This is a genomic window from Saccharospirillum salsuginis, from assembly GCF_014651855.1.
Classification (GTDB): domain Bacteria; phylum Pseudomonadota; class Gammaproteobacteria; order Pseudomonadales; family Natronospirillaceae; genus Saccharospirillum; species Saccharospirillum salsuginis.
The window spans coordinates 36,452-53,855 of record NZ_BMXR01000001.1; the positions used below are offsets into that span (position 1 = coordinate 36,452).

Annotated in this window: 16 protein-coding genes; 4 read left to right on the forward strand and 12 right to left on the reverse strand. The window is 60.0% G+C overall.

Going from position 1 to position 17,404, the window contains the following annotated elements; all coding sequences use genetic code 11:
• Window positions 1–567 precede the first annotated feature (567 nt).
• The 12 genes from IE111_RS00165 to IE111_RS00220 all read right to left on the reverse strand — a co-directional run bounded on the left by IE111_RS00165 (window position 568) and on the right by IE111_RS00220 (window position 14,643).
• On the reverse strand, window positions 568–2,988 hold the full coding sequence (locus IE111_RS00165; protein WP_189606473.1) for a cyanophycinase: 2,421 nt from the start codon (window positions 2,986–2,988) through the stop codon (window positions 568–570).
• A gap of 862 nt (window positions 2,989–3,850) precedes the next feature.
• Window positions 3,851–4,927, reverse strand: coding sequence for an alanine racemase (gene alr, locus IE111_RS00170; RefSeq protein WP_189606474.1), 1,077 nt, complete (start codon window positions 4,925–4,927; stop codon window positions 3,851–3,853).
• Window positions 4,924–6,324 (reverse strand): replicative DNA helicase, encoded by a 1,401-nt coding sequence (dnaB, locus tag IE111_RS00175; RefSeq protein ID WP_189606475.1) that lies wholly within the window; start codon window positions 6,322–6,324, stop codon window positions 4,924–4,926. The genes alr and dnaB overlap by 4 nt, the downstream gene beginning before the upstream one ends.
• A gap of 146 nt (window positions 6,325–6,470) precedes the next feature.
• Window positions 6,471–6,920, reverse strand: a complete 450-nt coding sequence (gene rplI, locus IE111_RS00180) for a 50S ribosomal protein L9 (RefSeq protein WP_189606476.1) — start codon at window positions 6,918–6,920, stop codon at window positions 6,471–6,473.
• 10 nt (window positions 6,921–6,930) lie between these two features.
• Window positions 6,931–7,782, reverse strand: a complete 852-nt coding sequence (locus IE111_RS00185; RefSeq protein ID WP_189606477.1) for a hypothetical protein — start codon at window positions 7,780–7,782, stop codon at window positions 6,931–6,933.
• A 26-nt stretch (window positions 7,783–7,808) separates the two neighbouring features.
• A complete protein-coding gene (gene rpsR / locus IE111_RS00190; RefSeq protein ID WP_108125226.1) occupies window positions 7,809–8,036 on the reverse strand; it encodes a 30S ribosomal protein S18 in 228 nt (75 codons plus the stop codon).
• 18 nt (window positions 8,037–8,054) lie between these two features.
• A complete protein-coding gene (gene rpsF / locus IE111_RS00195) occupies window positions 8,055–8,471 on the reverse strand; it encodes a 30S ribosomal protein S6 (protein WP_189606478.1) in 417 nt (138 codons plus the stop codon).
• Between the two features lie 484 nt (window positions 8,472–8,955).
• Window positions 8,956–10,857, reverse strand: a complete 1,902-nt coding sequence (locus IE111_RS00200; protein WP_189606479.1) for a M48 family metallopeptidase — start codon at window positions 10,855–10,857, stop codon at window positions 8,956–8,958.
• A gap of 13 nt (window positions 10,858–10,870) precedes the next feature.
• On the reverse strand, window positions 10,871–11,467 hold the full coding sequence (locus tag IE111_RS00205; protein ID WP_189606480.1) for a LemA family protein: 597 nt from the start codon (window positions 11,465–11,467) through the stop codon (window positions 10,871–10,873).
• A 154-nt stretch (window positions 11,468–11,621) separates the two neighbouring features.
• Window positions 11,622–12,365 carry a polysaccharide deacetylase family protein gene (locus IE111_RS00210; RefSeq protein ID WP_189606481.1) on the reverse strand — a complete coding sequence of 248 codons (744 nt, stop codon included), beginning with the start codon at window positions 12,363–12,365 and terminating at the stop codon, window positions 11,622–11,624.
• Window positions 12,365–13,495, reverse strand: coding sequence for a glycosyltransferase (locus IE111_RS00215; RefSeq protein ID WP_189606482.1), 1,131 nt, complete (start codon window positions 13,493–13,495; stop codon window positions 12,365–12,367). The genes IE111_RS00210 and IE111_RS00215 overlap by 1 nt, the downstream gene beginning before the upstream one ends.
• Window positions 13,492–14,643 carry a sulfotransferase gene (locus IE111_RS00220; protein ID WP_189606483.1) on the reverse strand — a complete coding sequence of 384 codons (1,152 nt, stop codon included), beginning with the start codon at window positions 14,641–14,643 and terminating at the stop codon, window positions 13,492–13,494. Before IE111_RS00220 ends, IE111_RS00215 begins: the two co-directional genes overlap by 4 nt.
• A gap of 395 nt (window positions 14,644–15,038) precedes the next feature.
• Between IE111_RS00220 and IE111_RS00225 the strand changes: the two genes are divergently transcribed.
• The 4 genes from IE111_RS00225 to IE111_RS00240 all read left to right on the forward strand — a co-directional run bounded on the left by IE111_RS00225 (window position 15,039) and on the right by IE111_RS00240 (window position 17,383).
• Window positions 15,039–15,299 carry a BufA1 family periplasmic bufferin-type metallophore gene (locus IE111_RS00225; RefSeq protein ID WP_189606484.1) on the forward strand — a complete coding sequence of 87 codons (261 nt, stop codon included), beginning with the start codon at window positions 15,039–15,041 and terminating at the stop codon, window positions 15,297–15,299.
• A 67-nt stretch (window positions 15,300–15,366) separates the two neighbouring features.
• The gene (bufB, locus tag IE111_RS00230; RefSeq protein WP_229805068.1) at window positions 15,367–16,197 is read left to right on the forward strand and encodes an MNIO family bufferin maturase; all 831 of its coding nucleotides are present in this window, start codon (window positions 15,367–15,369) and stop codon (window positions 16,195–16,197) included.
• Window positions 16,184–16,924, forward strand: a complete 741-nt coding sequence (locus tag IE111_RS00235; protein ID WP_189606486.1) for an HvfC/BufC N-terminal domain-containing protein — start codon at window positions 16,184–16,186, stop codon at window positions 16,922–16,924. The genes bufB and IE111_RS00235 overlap by 14 nt, the downstream gene beginning before the upstream one ends.
• A 9-nt stretch (window positions 16,925–16,933) precedes the next feature.
• Window positions 16,934–17,383 carry a DoxX family protein gene (locus IE111_RS00240; RefSeq protein ID WP_189606487.1) on the forward strand — a complete coding sequence of 150 codons (450 nt, stop codon included), beginning with the start codon at window positions 16,934–16,936 and terminating at the stop codon, window positions 17,381–17,383.
• Window positions 17,384–17,404: the final 21 nt, after the last annotated feature.

Below are 17,404 nucleotides of genomic sequence, written 5' to 3' on the forward strand. Positions count from 1 at the left end.
TCTTGTGGACCCTGGGCGCCTGCCGAAAATCGGGATCGCGTCTCCGGCGGTCGGTTTCAAGCGAGTGTTCGCTAACCGGGATCGTCAATTGGAGAGCAGATCGCGGGGCATTATACGGATTTTGTTATAAATGTCTTGAATAAAACCCAATAACCCACTCATCCATTTGGCTTATAGACGTTTTATTGATCAGTGGGAAATCAAGGGGAAATGGCTCGCATGATACTGTGGCCGGGTCCGCTTCAGAGGAGGGGGTGGCCCTGTTCGGGGTCGCCGTGAATCCGTCCATGGAGGCTTGACCTCGGCATCCATGCCTCGCACATCCCCGAACAGGGCCACCCCCTCCTCTCGCGCTCGCATTCGTGTCACTGGATCATTTCCATTCCGAAAGACACGGCTCTTGCCAGATCGGTCACACCGTAGGGCGGAAGAGCCGTAGGCGTCATCCGCCGTGATGATTCCGTAGGGTGGGCATCGCCCACCAAAATCTTCCCTGGCAACAAAACATCCCATCAACAAAAAAGCCGGCATTTGCCGGCTTTTCAAGGTCAGATCGATGTATTTCGATCAGTTTTGAGGGCTTAAATCCAATTGGAAGTGGATGTAGGAGACCCGTCCGCTGGTGTCAGCATATCCGACCGAGTCACCAGTCCGGCTCAGGTTGACCTCATAGGTGGGGTCGTTTTCGTAGCTGGTGCCGGTGGCATCCGCAGCGCCGTTGGCCACCATGGTCGTGGCCATCTGACGGTAGTTGTCTTCGTAGATGACGTCGTCGTTGGTGACGGTGGCGACGCCGGTGTCCACGGAGATTTCCGTTTTGCCATCGGCGAGGTCGAAGTCGAATTCACCGTCGTGCGGGGTGAAGGTGGCACCATCACCGTGGGTGAGGAAGTGGGTGACGACGCCTTCGATGGCGAGCGGCTGGCCGTCGGCGGAGGTTTGGGTGGCATCGCCGAGGTCGGTGATGTAGACGCCGCCAGCGCCGATGACGTTCATGCGGGCGCGTTCGACGCCGGCGGTGTTTTCCTGGCGTTCGACGATGAGGGCGGTGGTTTCGTCGACGCCGAAACCGAAGCGGACGCCGGTTTGCTGGGCGAGTTTGACCAGTCGGGTTTCGCGGGCGCGCTCGGAGAAGTGGGTGTCGGTGATGCCGTAGTCGAACAGGCCGAGGCCGCCTTCGAAGACGGCGATGCCGCTGTCGTAGCCGTCGACGAGGACGTCGTGGGCGGTGCCGCCGTCGATCATGGGGATGGTGAAGCCGTCATCATTGAGCGAACCACCACCCTGGACGGCGGTACCGGCGGAGGTGCCGCCGACGATGAGGTCGCCGTCGTTGAAGCGCTGACGGATCAGGGCCATGGCGTCGCTGTCTTCACGCACACCTGCGGAGACTTCGGGCATGAGGGCGTCGAGCGAACGGCGCTGACCGCCACCGTTGATGAACAGGGCGTCGGCGTCTTCGATCATACTGAGCACGGAGGCCGGGTTTTCACAGGCGTTCTGGTGCGCCTGGGCATGGTCCGGGTAAAGGGCATCGAGGTGCGGGTGGTTGGCGTAGAGGCCGTGGTAGATCGGCAGCAGATCGCAGCGACCGCTGGCCTGGGCGTCCTGGAAGGCGCGGTCGACGGGCAACCACTGGGCGTTGGCGCCAGCCTGGTTGAAGATGTCGGTGTAGAAGTCGACGGCGTCGTAGCTGTCGTTGGAGGATGAGGTCATGACCAGGATAGTCGGGGCTTCATCGGAATCGCCCTTGGCTTTCTCGACCACGGCCTTGATGACGTCGATGGCGTCCTGGCTGGTCGATTCTTCCAGTGCGATGCGTTCAAGGGGGCGCTCGTAGTCGGTCAACGGATTCACCAGTTCACGCAGGATCTGGTATTGCAGACTGGTTTCGAGTGCGTCCCAGGCGTCGCTGCCCAGTGTGTAGGTCGGGTTCAGGGCGTTGCCGTCACCATCCAGATAAACATCGGTAAAGGCGGCCTTGAAGTCGTCCCGGGTGGCGTAGGTGATGTCCTCGCCGGCTTCGTCGAGCAGGTGTTGCAGGACGGTCACCAGGTCGGACCGGTTCTGCTCGTCCCAGGCCACCGTCGAGTCATTTTCGATCGTGGAAATGTTGGCAGCATTGATGACGTGAGTACCATCGTCCTCAGGATCGAGCGTATCCAACATGAAAAAGTACTCAGCGTCGGACAGCCATTTCTTGTAGAGCTTCCAGCCATTGACAGTGGCATCGACCACGTTGATGTCACCGAAATAGTCGATGAATTCAAGCTGTAAAACGGGATCGTCGAAGACCTGTTCATCCAGCGCTGTCGACAGGGCTGTTTTCAGTTCGGCCTCCAGGGCCACCACATCGGTCAGCGCCATGGCCGCATCGACCTTGGCCTGTGTGACGGTGTACTGGAAGGTATCATCGACTTCTTTCAGGCGGTCGAACGTGGACCATTGCGCATCGGACGCGTTGAACCAGATGGTATTGCCGTCCAGGTCGTTACCGTCGCCGTCCGTCACGTTCACTTCGCTGGCGGGAACGGCAATGAAGGCTGAGCGGAAGTCGTCCCAACTGGTGTAGAGCTCTTGCTGGCTTTGCAGATAGGTCAGGATGGCGTCCGCCGCTTCCGCGTAGACGGTGTTTGTGTCCCAGGCCGGATCGGACAGTACATCGTTGATTTTGGCATCGGAAAGTACCACCCCTTCGATGACGGGCACGCGGATTTCATCGTCGCTCAGATGCGCCAATTCGGTACTGCGGTAAGTGTCCCAGTCGTTGCAATAGGACTGGGCCATGGAGGAACACAACGTCAGGTGACCGCCCGCCAGCATCAGCGTTCCGCGCGATTCCCAGACTTCGGCCTGGCCGCCTCCGCCCTGGTCGTTGTCATCGTCGTTCTTGTCGTCGTCTTTGTTGTTGTCCAGGTTGCAGCCAGTCAGAACAGCAGCCGCCATCAGGCCGGCCAACCAGCGGGCATGGGGAAATTCGAGTTTCATAAGACAAACCTCTCCTGTCGCGCACGATCGGGGATGTGCACGCGAGCTCGATTAATGAATGTATTTTTTCAGAGCAAAGGAGGGGCGGTGGCTATTCGTCGAACCACTCACTGAGATAGAAGGCTTTGTAGTTGAAGGCCAAAAAATGGCCGCGGCAACGGGCTAACATAATGGTTATTACGGTACGGGGTACCGGTACTCCTCTTTTTTGGCGTGTGTGTTTGTTTCTGTTGTTTTGGTTACGCGCCAACGCATTGGGGATGCATATCGAGATTCCTATTACTATGCCGATCCTGAAGCATCATGCAAGCATTCCCGACTCCAGTTCGCCAATTCACAACCCCGGGTCGCGATTGTGAAATTCATTTCCCGAGTATGTTGGCGTCCTGCATGCTTTGGGAGAGTTAAGTGGCACGGCCTTGGTGCCTGGGTATAGGATTGCGCCTGTGGTCCGCGCTAGGCGTCGGGGTAGGCTCCCTCGGGGTCGCTGTGAATACATCCATGTAAGCTAGACGGCAGCATCCTTGCTGCCGACTTCCCCGATGGAGCCTACCCCGACGCCTGGCACTCGCTATCGCGACAATTTATTCAAATAAATCCGATTTAAATGCACGATCCTACAGATTGAAACCTTCTGACCATCTAAGTGGGAGGTTTTAATTGGGCACAATAGCGAGTGCCGGTGGCTTGGGGATGCTTACTCGGGGAAGTCGGCAGCCATGGATGGCTGCCGCCTAGCCCCCATGGACGGGTTTATGGCGGCCCCGAGGAAGCATCCCCATGCCATCGGCACGGACCACTTACATCAAAACCAACCCAGTCGCCAAGGCGGAGGCACTATAGAATCCAGAGGCAACGAGCTTCAGAGGAGAAGGCGTTTTTCGACGCGGGGGGAGACCCGGGTGAGGAGTTCGTAGCCGACGGTGCCGATGTGTGTGGCGACTTCGTCGACACTGAGGTGTGCACCCCAGAGTTCGGCGTCCTCGCCGATCTCGATGCGGTCGAGGTCGGTGACGTCGATGGTGATCATGTCCATCGACACCTTGCCGACCAGAGGTACACGGCGACCGTGTAACCAGACGGGGGTGCCGTCCGGGGCGTGGCGGGGGTAGCCGTCGCCATAGCCAATGGCCAGAGTGGCGATGCGGCTGGGTCTCCGGGCTTGCCAACGGCCGCCATAACCGACCCGGTCACCCGCCGGGATCTCGCGAACGGCGATGACCGGGGCGGTCAGCGTCATGGCCGGTTTCAGACCCAAATCCAGACCGGTCTTGTCGAAGCCGGGGGAAGCCCCGTAGAGCATGATGCCGGGGCGAACCCAGTCACGGTGGCTACGCGGCCAGGCCATGACGCCGGCGGAGTTGGCCAGACAGGCCGGCACTTCGCCGGGTTCGCAGCTTTCGAATACCTTGATTTGCTGCTCGGTCGGTGTCGGGTCGGCCTCATCGGCGCTGGCGAAGTGAGTCATCAGGCCGACCGGGTGACGGGGGCCGAGGGCGCGCAGGCGCTCCAGGTAGTCCGGTGCGGCTTCGGGAGCGACGCCGAGACGGTGCATGCCGGTATCGACCTTGAGCCAGAGCCGTTGCTCGTGGCGTTCGTCCGCCAGTTGCTCCAGGTGCGCCAACTGCTCGGTCTGGTGCACAACGGTGTCGCACCGCAACGCAATGGCCTGACGGGCTTGTTCGAGATCGATGGTGCCTTCCAACAGCAGTATGGGGTGCTCGATGCCGGCATCGCGCAGGCATTGGGCTTCGGCCAGCGTGGCGACGGCGAAACCGTCGGCATCGCTCAGTGCCAGGGCGACGTTGACGGCGCCGTGACCGTAGCCATCGGCTTTGACCACCGCCCAGACGCGGCTGTTCGGGGCCAGCGTGCGGACACGCTCCAGGTTGGCGCGGAGTGCGCCGGCGTCGATCAGGGCTCGGGTACCGCGGCTCATTCTTCCTGCCAGTCTCCGTATTGATCCGGCGCCAGGTTTTCAAAGCGGCTGTGCTTGCCGATGAACGCCAGGCGACAGGTACCGATGGGGCCGTTCCGTTGCTTACCGATGATGATCTCGGCGGTGCCCTTGTCTTTCGAATCCTCGTTGTAGACCTCGTCCCGGTAGATGAAGAGGATGACGTCGGCATCCTGCTCGATCGCGCCGGATTCCCGCAGGTCGGAGTTGACCGGTCGCTTGTTCGGGCGTTGTTCCAGACTCCGGTTAAGCTGCGAGAGCGCGACCATGGGGCATTCGAATTCCTTGGCGATGGCTTTCAGCGAGCGCGAGATTTCCGAAATTTCGTTGGTCCGGCCTTCGGTGAAGCCCTTGATCTTCATCAACTGCAGGTAGTCGACCATGATCAGGCCGACGTCGCCGTGTTCGCGCACCAAGCGGCGCAGGCGACTGCGCATTTCGGTCGGGCTGATGCCGGGCGTATCGTCGATGAACAGCTTGCGGTCCTTGAGCAGATTGACAGCCTTGGTCAGCTTGGGAAAGTCGTCTTCGTGCAGCTTACCGGTCTTGACCCGGCCCATGTCGATGCGCCCCAACGAGGCCATGGAACGGGTAATGATCTGGTCCGCGGGCATCTCGAGGCTGAACACCACGACCGATTTGTCCTGATTGAGCGCGGCTTCCTCGACCAGGTTCATGGCGAAGGTGGTCTTACCCATGGACGGACGAGCGGCGACGATGAGCAGGTCACCGCTTTGCATCCCCGTCGTCATGCCATCCAGGTCGGCGAAGCCGGTGGAGACACCGGTGATGTCGCTGTCGGAATGGTAGAGGTCGTCGATGCGCTGAATGGCCTTCTCGACCAGGGGATTCACATGTATCAGGCCGCCCTGGTTGGGCCGTTCCTCGGCGATCTGGAACACCTGACGCTCGGCGTCGTCGAGGATGGTCTCGGCGTCCAGTCCGCGCGGGTCGTAGGCCTTGCCGGCGATGTCGTTGGCAACGGAGATCAACCGTCGCAGAACCGACCGCTCCTGGACGATCTTGGCGTAGGCAACCAGGTTGCCGATCGACGGCGTGTTCTCGGCCAGGTCGTTCAGGTAGCTCATGCCGCCGACGGCTTCGAGCTGCTTCTCCTGCTCCAGCAACTCGCCCAGGGTGATGACGTCCAGCGGCTGGGTTTCTTCGGCCAGTCGCATCATCATCCGGAAGACCTGACGGTGTTCGTTCCGGTAAAAGTCGTCCGGCATCAGGATTTCGGAGACGTTGTCCCACTGGCTGTTGTCGATCATCAGAGCGCCCAGCACGGACTGCTCCGCTTCCAGGGAGTGCGGCGGTGTTTTCAGCTTGGCCAGGTCGTCGCTGCCGGAAAACAGATCGTCTTCGAGGGCGTCGGTCATAGGGTGTTACAGCGTGGAAAAGTGAGCCGGCTATGGTAGCCGTTTGGGGCGGAAAATGGGAGAGAGGAAAACCGGTCGGGTTCCGTCCGATAGAACGAAACCCGACCCGGAGGAGGCATGGGGAGGCCCATGCCTGCGGGCGTGCCTTAGGCTTCCGGTACCACGATGATGTGGACTTCGGATTCGACGTCCGGGTGCAACTGAACGGCGATGTTGTATTCGCCGGTGTTGCGGATCGGGCCTTCCGGCATTTTGACTTCGGCCTTCTCGACTTCAACGCCGGCGGCGGTGATCAGGTCGGCGACGTCACGCGGGCCGATGGAACCGAACAGCTTGCCTTCGTCGCCGGCATTGGCGGCAACGGTCAATTCGATTTCGGCCAGCTTGTCGGCGCGCTCCTGAGCGGCCTTCAGCTTTTCTTGCTCGGCTTTCTCGAGCTCGGCACGGCGCTCTTCGAACACCTTGACGTTTTCTTTGCTGGCCGGAACCGCTTTGCCCTGAGGGATCAGGTAGTTGCGGGCATAGCCACCTTTAACGGCGACGGTGTCACCCAGGACACCCATCTTGCCAACTTTCTCAAGCAGGATAACTTCCATCTCGCTTACCTCATTCGTCATCCCGGTCGCTGCGTCGGTCCAGCTGGGCTCGATAATCGAAAACCCCGTCTGTCACGGCCGCCAGGACCAGTAACGGTAAAAAGAACTGATTGAACAGGACGGTGCCCAGATAAAAGGCCACCAGCCACTGCCCTCCCAATTTTGCTCGTGCCACCACGCCATGGACCAACGCCACACCGGCGAAAATCAATGGCATCAGCAGCAACAAAGTGGCTGCAGGTTTCACCACCAGGGTCAGCGCCAGGAATACGACCCAGCCGACCAACAACCGCCCCGAGTAGCGCAGGGCGCGAAACTCGGCCCCGAAACCACCCGGGTTGTACAACCCCGCCTGCCAGTAACGCGCCAGCATCAGGCACAACAAGGCTTCGAAGACTTCGGCGGCCATGATCAGATAGGCCCCCTGGTCCTTGATGCCTTCCAGCACCTTCCAGCCGGGTTGCGACTCGCTGCCGAGCATCACCGTCTGGATCTGGGTGACGACGGCGGCGAAGCGGTCGGCCATGGTGAGCTGTCCGAAGACAGCCAACGCCAGGCCCAGCACGGCGGCGAACAGCAATGTCAGGTGCCAGTCCTGCACCCTTCTGAGCACGATGGCCAGAATGGCGGTGATCGGCAGAACCAGCAGGGGCAGTATTATCCCCGTTGTACGCCAGGCGATCAGGGCGCCGGCGAGGCTCCAGACCAGGGTCTGTGTGCCTGCGGTGGTGCCACGACGCAGCGTGACCAAACCCACCAGGGCCGCGCTGATGGCATAAAGCAGCGGCAGCGCGGCAAAACCTGCAGCGAGAACTCCGACATTGAGCGGGCTTTTCATGGCGAAACGTGCCAACCCTAGCATGCCGGGCCCTCCCCTACTCCGATGGCTTATTGATGGCTGTCAGTGTAGGGCAACAAGGCAAGGTAGCGAGCACGCTTGATCGCGGAAGACAGCTGACGCTGATAACGTGCGCGAGTACCGGTGATACGGCTGGGTACAATCTTGCCAGTTTCGGTGATGTAGCCTTTCAGCAGGTCCACATCTTTGTAATCGATTTCCTTGATGCCTTCTGCGGTGAACCGGCAGAACTTACGGCGACGGAAAAAACGGGCCATGTTCAATGCTCCTCTGGATTAGGCTTCGTCGGTGTTTTCAGCGGTTTCAGGCTTGCTCTCTTCGGCGCGAGCGCGAGCTGCGGCGGCTTGAGCTTCTTCTTTGGCCTTTTTGGCTTCAACACTCTTCATCATCGGGGAGGCCTCGGTCACGGCATCCTTACGACGCATGATCATGTTACGAATGATGGCGTCGTTGAAACGGAAGGTGCTCTTGAGGTCTTCGATGATGTCGTTGTCAGCTTCGATGTTCAGCAGGACGTAGTGAGCCTTGTGAGCATTGAGGATGGGGTAAGCCAGCTGGCGACGGCCCCAGTCTTCCTCGCGGTGTACCTGACCACCTTTTTCGGTGACGATCGAGGTATAGCGGTCGATCATGGCCGGTACCTGCTCGGACTGGTCGGGGTGGACCAGCAGAACGATCTCGTAATGACGCATGGTTTCTCCTTGCGGTTTGGCAACCTCCCACGATGCGGGCGCGGTAAGGTAAGGAGTGAATCAGTGCCTGACGGTTCCGACAGGCGTACGGTCCCCTGCCTGGTTCAGGCCGGGAGGGCGCGGATAGTATAGAACTGACGGCGGTTTATCAAGTTCCAGGGACTGTTTGGTGCCAATGGTCCGACTTGGCTGGGTCGGTTTTTGTGCCAATGGTCCACGCCGCGTGAGAGGGATGCTCCTGCGGGGTCGCCGTGAACCCGTCCATGGGGGCTTGACGGCCGCCATCCTGGCGGCCGACATCCCCGCAGGAGCATCCCTCTCACCCGGCGCTTGCTACCGAGATTACTTCTCTTCCGTAGGGTGGGCACCGCCCACCAGAAGTGAAATGGAACCGCACACTAACTTTGGCAGCCCCCACTCACTCACCCAAGGTTCAATCGTAGGTCGGAAGAGCGACAGCGTCATCCGACATGCCAACCCCGCCTCATGCAACTCCATCACGCGTCCATTCCCGCTCAACCAAAGGCGGCATCGGACAGCCGAGACAATCCGACACCGTCCGAATCAACTCATACTCATCCTGATGCACGGCGCCATCGGCCTGAATGATGTCCACGCAGGCCTGCAGCACCGACTTGCGCCAGAAGAAGGCGATGTCCTGCAAATCCTCCAGGGCATCGGTCACCGCCCGGAAACCGGCCTGATCGGGGCTTTTGAGTGTCTTGTCCGGGAAGTCGAACGGTGCGATTACGCGCTCGTACACGGCTTCGGCCTGTTCCGGCTGCCGGTTCTGGTAGACAAGCGCAGACAGCAGTGTGACGACGGCCGGGCCGGCGTGCTTGAAAGCCCGGCTACGGCCCGGGGCTTTTTCCCGACCCGGCTGCAGGTGGTGGCGCAGTTGGGCGGCGAGGATCCATTCGGGGAGTCGCGTCTGGTTGTCGGCCAGGATGAGGCGCTCGATCCGGTCGAGGAAGACGAGGCGATCGGGTTCGCTGTAGCGCTTCAGGACGGGGATGGCCATATCGAGAATCGGCAGGCGCAGCTGGGCGTCGAGCTTTTTGGCGAATGGCCAGAGGCGTTTGAGGCTGTCCAGGCTGTCGGCGTCTTCGCGCTTGAGACGGTCGAGTATGGGTTGCTCGTGGCCGGGGCTGGCGAGCATAACCTGGGTGTAGCAGAAGGCTCGGGCGCCGGCCGACTGGTGAACGGCGGCACGGACCTGCTCGGGAATGTGTTTGTAGAGCTGACGGGCGTAGTCGAGGTGGCCCGGCGTGACCTGGCCCGCGAGCCCCATGACGGCGGCACCGCCCATGACGGATTCGAAGGCGTCCGGTTGCGACCGGGCGATGGCATCGTCGGCGCTCTCGCTTTGACGGCTTCGGTGCTTGGCTCTGGCCAGAAACGTCGGGTTCACACGTTTGATGCGGTCGTCCAGCGGCGGGTGGGTCGCCAGTCTTTGAGACAGGCTGACCGCTTCGCCAAAGCAGAAATGAGACATGTCTTCGGCGTGACGGTGCATGAGCAGGGCGCCGGTGGCGTGTTCGCGTATCTTGTACAGCGCGCCGGCGATGCCGTCCGGGTTGCGTGTGAACTGGACCGAGCTGGCGTCGGCCAGATACTCGCGTTGCCGGGATACAGCGGCTTTGATGATGCGGCCGGTCAGCACGCCGACATAGCCGATGGCAAGCAGACCGAGCCCGAGCAAGGGAATGGCGAAGTCCTCACGACGACTGGACCGGTAGGAATGCGTACGCCAGCCGACGAGCCACTGACCCAGTTGGCCGATTTGAATCAGGCCGGCCAGCACGGCCATCAGACGGATGTTCAGTCGCATGTCGCCGTTCAGGATGTGGCTGTATTCGTGGCCGATAACGCCCTGGAGCTCATCCCGGTCGAGATGATCGAGTGCGCCCTGGGAGACCACCAGAATGGCCTGGTCCGGTTGATAACTGGCGACGAACGCATTGATGGACGCCTCGTTCGGCATGACGTAGAGGCTGGGCACCGGCGTACCGGAGGCAATGGACATTTCTTCGACGACATTAATGAAGCGCCGCCGCCCGGCATCGCCGGTGTCGTAATCGACCGGTTGGGCGCCGGCCCAGCGCGCGACGACCTGTCCGCCCTGGCGCAATTGCAGATAGGCGGTCAGCGAACCGACGGCGATGACCAGTAAGGCGGCGAGACTGAGCTGCCAGCTGTAGTCGCTGGTCAACCAGGCCCCGAGCGACCCATCCGTTTGCACACCCAGGTAGCGGATAAACCCCCAATACAGGGCGTACCCCAGCAAATTGACCAGCAGGACGGTGACGCCGACACCGATCAGGAAGAAAAGAACCAACTGCCCGGATTTACGCCGGGCCCGGTCCTGATGTTCGAAAAAGTCCATTCGCTCGCCTCACTCAGAACTGCACTTTGGGAGCCTGGCGGGCTTCCGGATTCTCCAGTTCGAACAGGGCGGCGTTCTTGAAGCCGGTGACGTTGGCGATGAAGTTGTTCGGGAACGACTCTTTATAGGTCTGGTAGTTCATCACGGCATCGTTGTAGGCCTGACGCGCGAAAGCGACTTTATTCTCGGTCGATTCCAGGCTTTCCATCAGATCGCGAATCGTGCCGTCGGCCTTCAGGTCCGGATAGTCTTCGGAGACGGCGAACAGGCGCCCCAGAGCACCGGTCAGTAAGCCTTCGGCCTGGCTCAGCTTCTCGACCAGGGAGCCGTCGGTCGGGTCGGCGGCGGCGGCCTTCTGCGCACCGACGGCCTGATTGCGAGCGGAAATGACATTTTCCAGGGTTTCACGCTCATGCGACATGTAGGTCTTGGCCGATTCCACCAGGTTGGGGATCAGGTCGTGGCGCCGCTGCAACTGGACATCGATCTGGGAAAAGGCGTTCTTGAATCGGTTGCGCAACGCGACCAGCCGGTTATACACCAATACCAGAAAGATCACGATGATCAGCGGAACGCCCCAGGTGATGGCGGTACTGAGCCATGAATCCATATTGTTCTCCTTAGAATGGCGGACAGAATAGACCCGGACCTAGCGGGCCAGGCCCACTAGCCCCGGGAATCGGGTGCCGATCAGGCACATTCGCGACAGTTTAGCGGCAGACGATCGGGAACAATAGAGGCGGCTTCGGCATTCGGGCGGCCCGTCACAGAGCGGTGGCGTTCCCCGGTCGGGATGCGGGGGCGGCACTGTCGAACAGGGAGCGATAATCGATCGGCTGAACCCGGCTCAGCCACCGTCTCAGCGAGTGTGCGAGGTGATAGCGGTGGTCGAAGGGATGGATCGACAGTCTTATCGGTCGCTGTGGCGCAGCGACGACTCGGTTGATTCCGTTCCAGGTGCGTAAACAGGGGCCTCGCCAGCGGCGGTCGGCTTCGAATCCGGCCAGGGGGAGTCGTCGGAAGCGGTTCTGTTGGCTGTCCAGCAGGCCCGGGGTGGATTCGTAGTAACGAAATGGAAGGCGTTGGAGCGCCGCAGTGTCGAGCTGCCCCATTGCCCAGGCAGGCGGGACATAGAGTTCGGGTGTCTTGAAATCATGATGTTGAAACCAGTGGTAGTTGTCGTTTAACAGGGTGACCAGTTCATTTTCGGACAGTGATAAATGTTCTGCCGCCCGCCGGGAAATCAAGATGCTGTGCAGGCAGTGATACAGTGTTTTTACACGACGCACGTGGTGGATCCAGCCATGGCCGGCGAGTTCATACCCCTGGCGTTCCCATTCCCGCAAGCGGTCAAGCTGGGCCGGTTGCCAGTTCAGCCCCGGCACCACCAGCAGCGTGACGCGCTCCGGCGGGATGTCCGTCAACCAGTCGGCCAGCAGTTCTTCAGTCTCGTCCAGGGTGTGCGGCATGACGTCGTGCAGACTGATGATGGCGGGAAGCAGGCTCATCACGGCGCCTCGGATACAAAACTCGACCAGAGGCGGGTGTTCCAGTCATTGTGAGACAGAACCGCCTGACGGCACTGACGCGCCCGGGCGTTCAATTCGAATTCGCTCAGGGCTTTCAACCCGTTCAACACCTGACCGAGGGTGGCATGTTCCGGGATGACGGTCAGGTGTTCGGCCAGGTCCGGCCAATCGGCGATGCCACAGTGAGCGCTGACCACCACCAGCCGCTGACGGGCCATGGCTTCCAGTGCGATGGTGCCGAAACTCTCCACATGACTGGGTAACATCAGCAGATCATGGCTGTCGATGGCGTCCATCAGACCATCCCGCGTCAACCAACCGATGTATTGGAGGTTCGGTAACTGAGTGGCCGCCTCTTCCACCTGGACACGCAAAGGCCCGTCACCGGCGATCGAAAACCGGACATCGGGGAGATCACGCGCCGCCTGGATCATGCTGTCGATGTTCTTCTCCGCCGCCAGACGGCCGGCAAACAGTACGGTACCGACCCGGGTCGGCGCGCGTGGGGCCGGCCGCTCCAGGAAGGGGGCACTGACCGGTGTGCCCATCAGGGCGGCTTGCGGGGCGCCGATGCGTCGGGCGATATCGACCATGCTTTCCGAGTTGGCCAGGACGACATCGGCGTAACGAAAAATCAGGCGATTGCTGACCTCGAAGAATCCCCGGGTCAACGATCCCTGCACGCGGTTCCAGTAGAGCTCGGTCAGTTTCTCGTACCAGGTGTGAAAACCAACGACGACGCGGGCACCGACACCGGCCGCGTAACGGGCACCAAGCACGCCGAACGGTCCGGGTGTGGGGATAACCACCACGTCCGGTGCGAACGACTCGATGCGGCGACGCAGACCGATCAGATTCGGAATGCAGAATTTCTGGGTGCGATCACCCGGCAGCGGCAGCATCCACCCGCCCTGCCATTCCCCGTCGACAATTTCGGGCGAGATGATGTCGATGGCTTCGACCCGGGGACTCAGGTAGTGCATCAGGTCCTGATAGTAAGCCCCTACCCCGTTGCGGTGGGGCGCGGCGTCGGAGACGATCAACACCCGGCTGCGACGGCTGGCATCGTAAAGTGATTCGGTCAGTCCCAGTCGACTTTGAGCGGTCATGATGCCACCTCCGGTCCGGTTCGGTAGTCGTCGCGGTTTTGATCGAAGCGATGCGCCACGTCGGACCAGCGCACCCGGAACGCCTGTTGTTGATAGGTATGTCGGCTGCGATAACGTTGAGCCGCCGAGACTTCCTCGGCCAGCGCGGCCTCATAGTTCGCCGTCAGCGGTAATTCCAGTCGGGTCAACAAGGTGCGGATGGTGCCGTCCAGGTCGCGGGTCAAGGCGTTCATCTCGACCCGGCCGACGCCTTCGTTGGCGATCTGGAACAATTCGACGTCGCGGTAGTAACCGGCCAGCATGGAAACGACGCGCTGTTCAAAGGCTGGGGTAAAGGTCGCACCATGAAACAACCGCCAGCCGGGATAGAGCGAGCTCAACTGGGAAGGCAGTGTCTTTTGCGCGGGTCGGGTACAGAGCGCGAAATCGGCGTCGGGAAAGGTCTCCTTCAGGCTGCCCAGCCAGGATGCGAACGAGGGGTTCTTGCACAGGTAGCGTCGATCAGCGCCGTGGACATACAGGTGTTTCTGGATCATGCGCCGATAGAACGCCATGACCGCGCGCCGTCTTTTCGCCGGGACGGCGGCATCGAACCGGGCCAGTCGCCACAACGAGGCTTCCTCGGGGAACAGTACGACCATCAGAAAGCAGGCGTTGATGGGCAGCAAGGTCAGAAAGTCCTCTTCCGGTTCGGTCAGACCCAGGCTGTGAATGGCGGACATGTCCTTGAAGAACGGCAGCTTGCCGGTGCCGAGCCAGCGTCCCAGGGGGCTGAACAATCGGCCGACAAAGCGCCACAGGTAACGCTCACTGATGCTGGGGGCGAGCAGACATTCCCAGGTTTGCATGGAGGTCAGGCGATCATGACGCGCCAGTACGCGATGCAGGTGGGTAGTGCCACTGCGAGGAATTCCGGAGATGAATATCGGACGACGGATAGCCACGTGTCGGTAGCGACGAAAAAAGAGTTCGTCGAAGGCGAAGCCGAGCCAGTGGATGCATTGCAGCACCATAAAGACCGGTATGGCCAGGCCAAACATCAGGGCTCGTTTGGGCAGGCGTCGCCAGCCACCGTAGGGCAGGTATTTCACGGTCCAGAAACAGATCGATAACATTTGACCGACGGCCAACCAAAACCCGTTACCCATAACGCTCCTAATCTCATTCATGACCAACCGCCCCAAAGTGCCATGAGTCCGCCCACGCTGCCGGGGTGACCCATTCTGGGTCGTCGTAAATACATCCATGTAGACTCGACCGCAGCATCCATGCTGCGAACGTCCCAGAATGGGTCACCCCGGCAGCGCAGGCTCGTCCCTGTGGTTGGTCCATGCCTTAATTTGTATCCCGGAACCCTAACCACCAAAAATGTCACTTACATGTCACGAATATGACCGTTCGATGTCACCGGGGAAAAATTTTCAAACTTCCAGAGAACTTTTTTCAACTTTGCCTGCCTCATTGATTGCCCGCTTTATGGCGCCGTTCATTCAGCCGGCGCTTTGGCACAACACACGACAATGATGATTAGAGGAAACAACTCATGAATAAGAAACTCGTATCTCAAGCGGCTGCGGCTTCCGTTCTGGCTGGTGCTTTGTCTCTGGCGGCAACCCATACGCTCGCAGCCGAGGACGACATGGAAAAGTGTTATGGGGTGGTGAAGGCCGGCCATAACGATTGCCAGGCGCATGGTCACAGCTGCCAGGGCCAGGCTTCCGTGGATGGTGACAGCCAGGAGTGGGTACTGGTACCGGCCGGTCTGTGCGAGAAGCTGGTCGGTGGTTCCACCGAGGCGATGTAAGTCGGTTTGAACCCGGTCGGGCTTTGCCCGCCGGGTTTTCTTGCGTTTGTCGATGGGGATTCGAATCATGAATCAGGCCGGTATCGGTTTGCGTGCGCCCTATGTTCAGCCGTTGCTGGAACACATGCCCGCACTGGGGTTTCTGGAAGCGCACAGTGAAAACTATTTCGGCGACGGCCCGGCTCGTCGCCAATTACTGACGTTGGCGAAGCATTATCCGATCAGTTTGCATGGGGTGGGTTTATCCCTGGGTCGCGCCGATGGGTTGGATCCGGAACACTTACAGCATTTAAAAGCTCTGGTGGATGAGGTGCGCCCGGTTCTGGTGTCGGAACACCTGGCCTGGAGCGGGTACCGGCATCGACATGTACCGGATTTGTTGCCGGTGCCATACACAATCGAGGCGCTGCAGGTGTTTTGCGATCATGTTGAACGGATGCAGGAGGCGTTGGATCGCGCCATTCTGGTGGAAAACCCGTCCAACTATCTGGCCTTTCAACGCATCGATATGGACGAAGCGGATTTTCTAAATGAGTTAGCCCGTCGAACCGGCTGTCGAATCTTGTTGGATGTGAACAATCTCTATGTATCCAGTCAAAACATTGGGCTCAATGCCCATGATTATTTGGACCGCCTGAAGGGCGATTATGTGGGTCAATTTCATCTGGCCGGTTTTGTGGAACAGGTCCGGGACGAGGACCGGGTCCTGATCGACAGTCACAACCAGCCGGTTGCGGAGAAGGTATGGGATTTGTACCTGGAATGCCTGCGTCGTTTCGGGCGACGTCCGACGCTGATCGAGTGGGACAGTGATTTCCCTTCGCTCGACACCCTGGTCAATCAGGCCGATCAAGCGACTCGCTGGATGCGGGAGGAGGTAGCGGATGCCGTTGTCTGACTATCAGGAGGGGTTTCTTGATGATCTGTTGTCCGGAACGTCGTCCATCGAGGATGCCATAGCACCCGCTTTTAAACACCGCCTCAATATTTATCGCAACAATGTGAACGTGGGTTTGAAGTCGTACCTGGCCGATGTGTTTCCCGCTGTAAAGGCTCTGGTGGGCGACGCGTTTTTCAACAGCTTTTGCCAGCGCTTCCTGACCTCGCATCCTCCGCACAGCGGAGACTTGCACCGTTACGGAGAGCCCTTCGCCGATGCATTGGCGTCGTTTCCCGCTTTGGCGGAACAAGCCTTTGTCGACGATGTTGCCCGTTTGGAATGGGCTTATCATCGCGCTTATTACGCGCCGGACGGTACTCCGCTGGTAATGCCGGACGATCCCAATCATTTACTGACACAGCACGCCTCGCTGCACCCTTCGGTCGCTTTGATTCAATCGCCCTACCCCATTGATGAGCTCTGGCGCCAGTCGCGACCGGACCACAAGGGAGAGTTTACGGTGCGCCTGGAAGACGGTGCGTCGTCCTTGCTGGTACTACGCACGATATCGGGCGTCACGGTCCAGCGACTGGAACCGGCGGCGCTTCATTGCCTGCGGTCGATTGAAGGCGGACTGGCGTTCGGCCCGGCGATCGAATCGGCCATGGCCCTGGAGGGAGCCGAACAACTCACCCCATTTTTATCCCACTGTTTCAACCAACGGCTGTTTTGCCAACCTGAATGAGGACACACCATGGACGCGCTGATGCAACGCTTGAACCATCTCGCTCTGTTGATCGATCAATGGCTACGACCGCCGGCCCTGCTCGCGGTGCGACTGTTCATCGCCTGGGTTTTCTTTAAATCCGGTCTGCTGAAACTGTCGGACTGGAGCAGCACGCTTTTCCTGTTTCAGTACGAATACAGCGTACCGATTCTGCCCCACACCCTGGCGGCGTATCTGGCCGTTATCGCCGAACTGGCTTTTCCAGTGATGTTGGCGCTGGGACTGGGCAGCCGACTGGCCGCCCTCGGGTTGCTTGGCATGACATTGGTGATCGAGCTGTTCGTGTACCCGAACACCACCGAACACTACTACTGGATGAGCATTCTTGGCATGCTGGCGGTGGTCGGCCCCGGTTTGCTATCGCTGGACCAGGGGTTGAATCGGTTCTTCCGTCCGCAGCCCCAGGTCAGTTACTAGTCGTCTTTGGTGCCGGAACCC

Excerpts from the sequence above, each read along its gene's own strand:
- IE111_RS00165 (WP_189606473.1), bottom strand. The coding sequence starts at position 2,988 with ATGAAACTCGAATTTCCCCATGCCCGCTGGTTGGCCGGCCTGATGGCG.
- alr (WP_189606474.1), bottom strand. The coding sequence starts at position 4,927 with ATGAGCCGCGGTACCCGAGCCCTGATCGACGCCGGCGCACTCCGCGCC.
- dnaB (WP_189606475.1), bottom strand. The coding sequence starts at position 6,324 with ATGACCGACGCCCTCGAAGACGATCTGTTTTCCGGCAGCGACGACCTG.
- rplI (WP_189606476.1), bottom strand. The coding sequence starts at position 6,920 with ATGGAAGTTATCCTGCTTGAGAAAGTTGGCAAGATGGGTGTCCTGGGT.
- IE111_RS00185 (WP_189606477.1), bottom strand. The coding sequence starts at position 7,782 with ATGCTAGGGTTGGCACGTTTCGCCATGAAAAGCCCGCTCAATGTCGGA.
- rpsR (WP_108125226.1), bottom strand. The coding sequence starts at position 8,036 with ATGGCCCGTTTTTTCCGTCGCCGTAAGTTCTGCCGGTTCACCGCAGAA.
- rpsF (WP_189606478.1), bottom strand. The coding sequence starts at position 8,471 with ATGCGTCATTACGAGATCGTTCTGCTGGTCCACCCCGACCAGTCCGAG.
- IE111_RS00200 (WP_189606479.1), bottom strand. The coding sequence starts at position 10,857 with ATGGACTTTTTCGAACATCAGGACCGGGCCCGGCGTAAATCCGGGCAG.
- IE111_RS00205 (WP_189606480.1), bottom strand. The coding sequence starts at position 11,467 with ATGGATTCATGGCTCAGTACCGCCATCACCTGGGGCGTTCCGCTGATC.
- IE111_RS00210 (WP_189606481.1), bottom strand. The coding sequence starts at position 12,365 with ATGAGCCTGCTTCCCGCCATCATCAGTCTGCACGACGTCATGCCGCAC.
- IE111_RS00215 (WP_189606482.1), bottom strand. The coding sequence starts at position 13,495 with ATGACCGCTCAAAGTCGACTGGGACTGACCGAATCACTTTACGATGCC.
- IE111_RS00220 (WP_189606483.1), bottom strand. The coding sequence starts at position 14,643 with ATGGGTAACGGGTTTTGGTTGGCCGTCGGTCAAATGTTATCGATCTGT.
- IE111_RS00225 (WP_189606484.1), top strand. The coding sequence starts at position 15,039 with ATGAATAAGAAACTCGTATCTCAAGCGGCTGCGGCTTCCGTTCTGGCT.
- bufB (WP_229805068.1), top strand. The coding sequence starts at position 15,367 with ATGAATCAGGCCGGTATCGGTTTGCGTGCGCCCTATGTTCAGCCGTTG.
- IE111_RS00235 (WP_189606486.1), top strand. The coding sequence starts at position 16,184 with ATGCCGTTGTCTGACTATCAGGAGGGGTTTCTTGATGATCTGTTGTCC.
- IE111_RS00240 (WP_189606487.1), top strand. The coding sequence starts at position 16,934 with ATGGACGCGCTGATGCAACGCTTGAACCATCTCGCTCTGTTGATCGAT.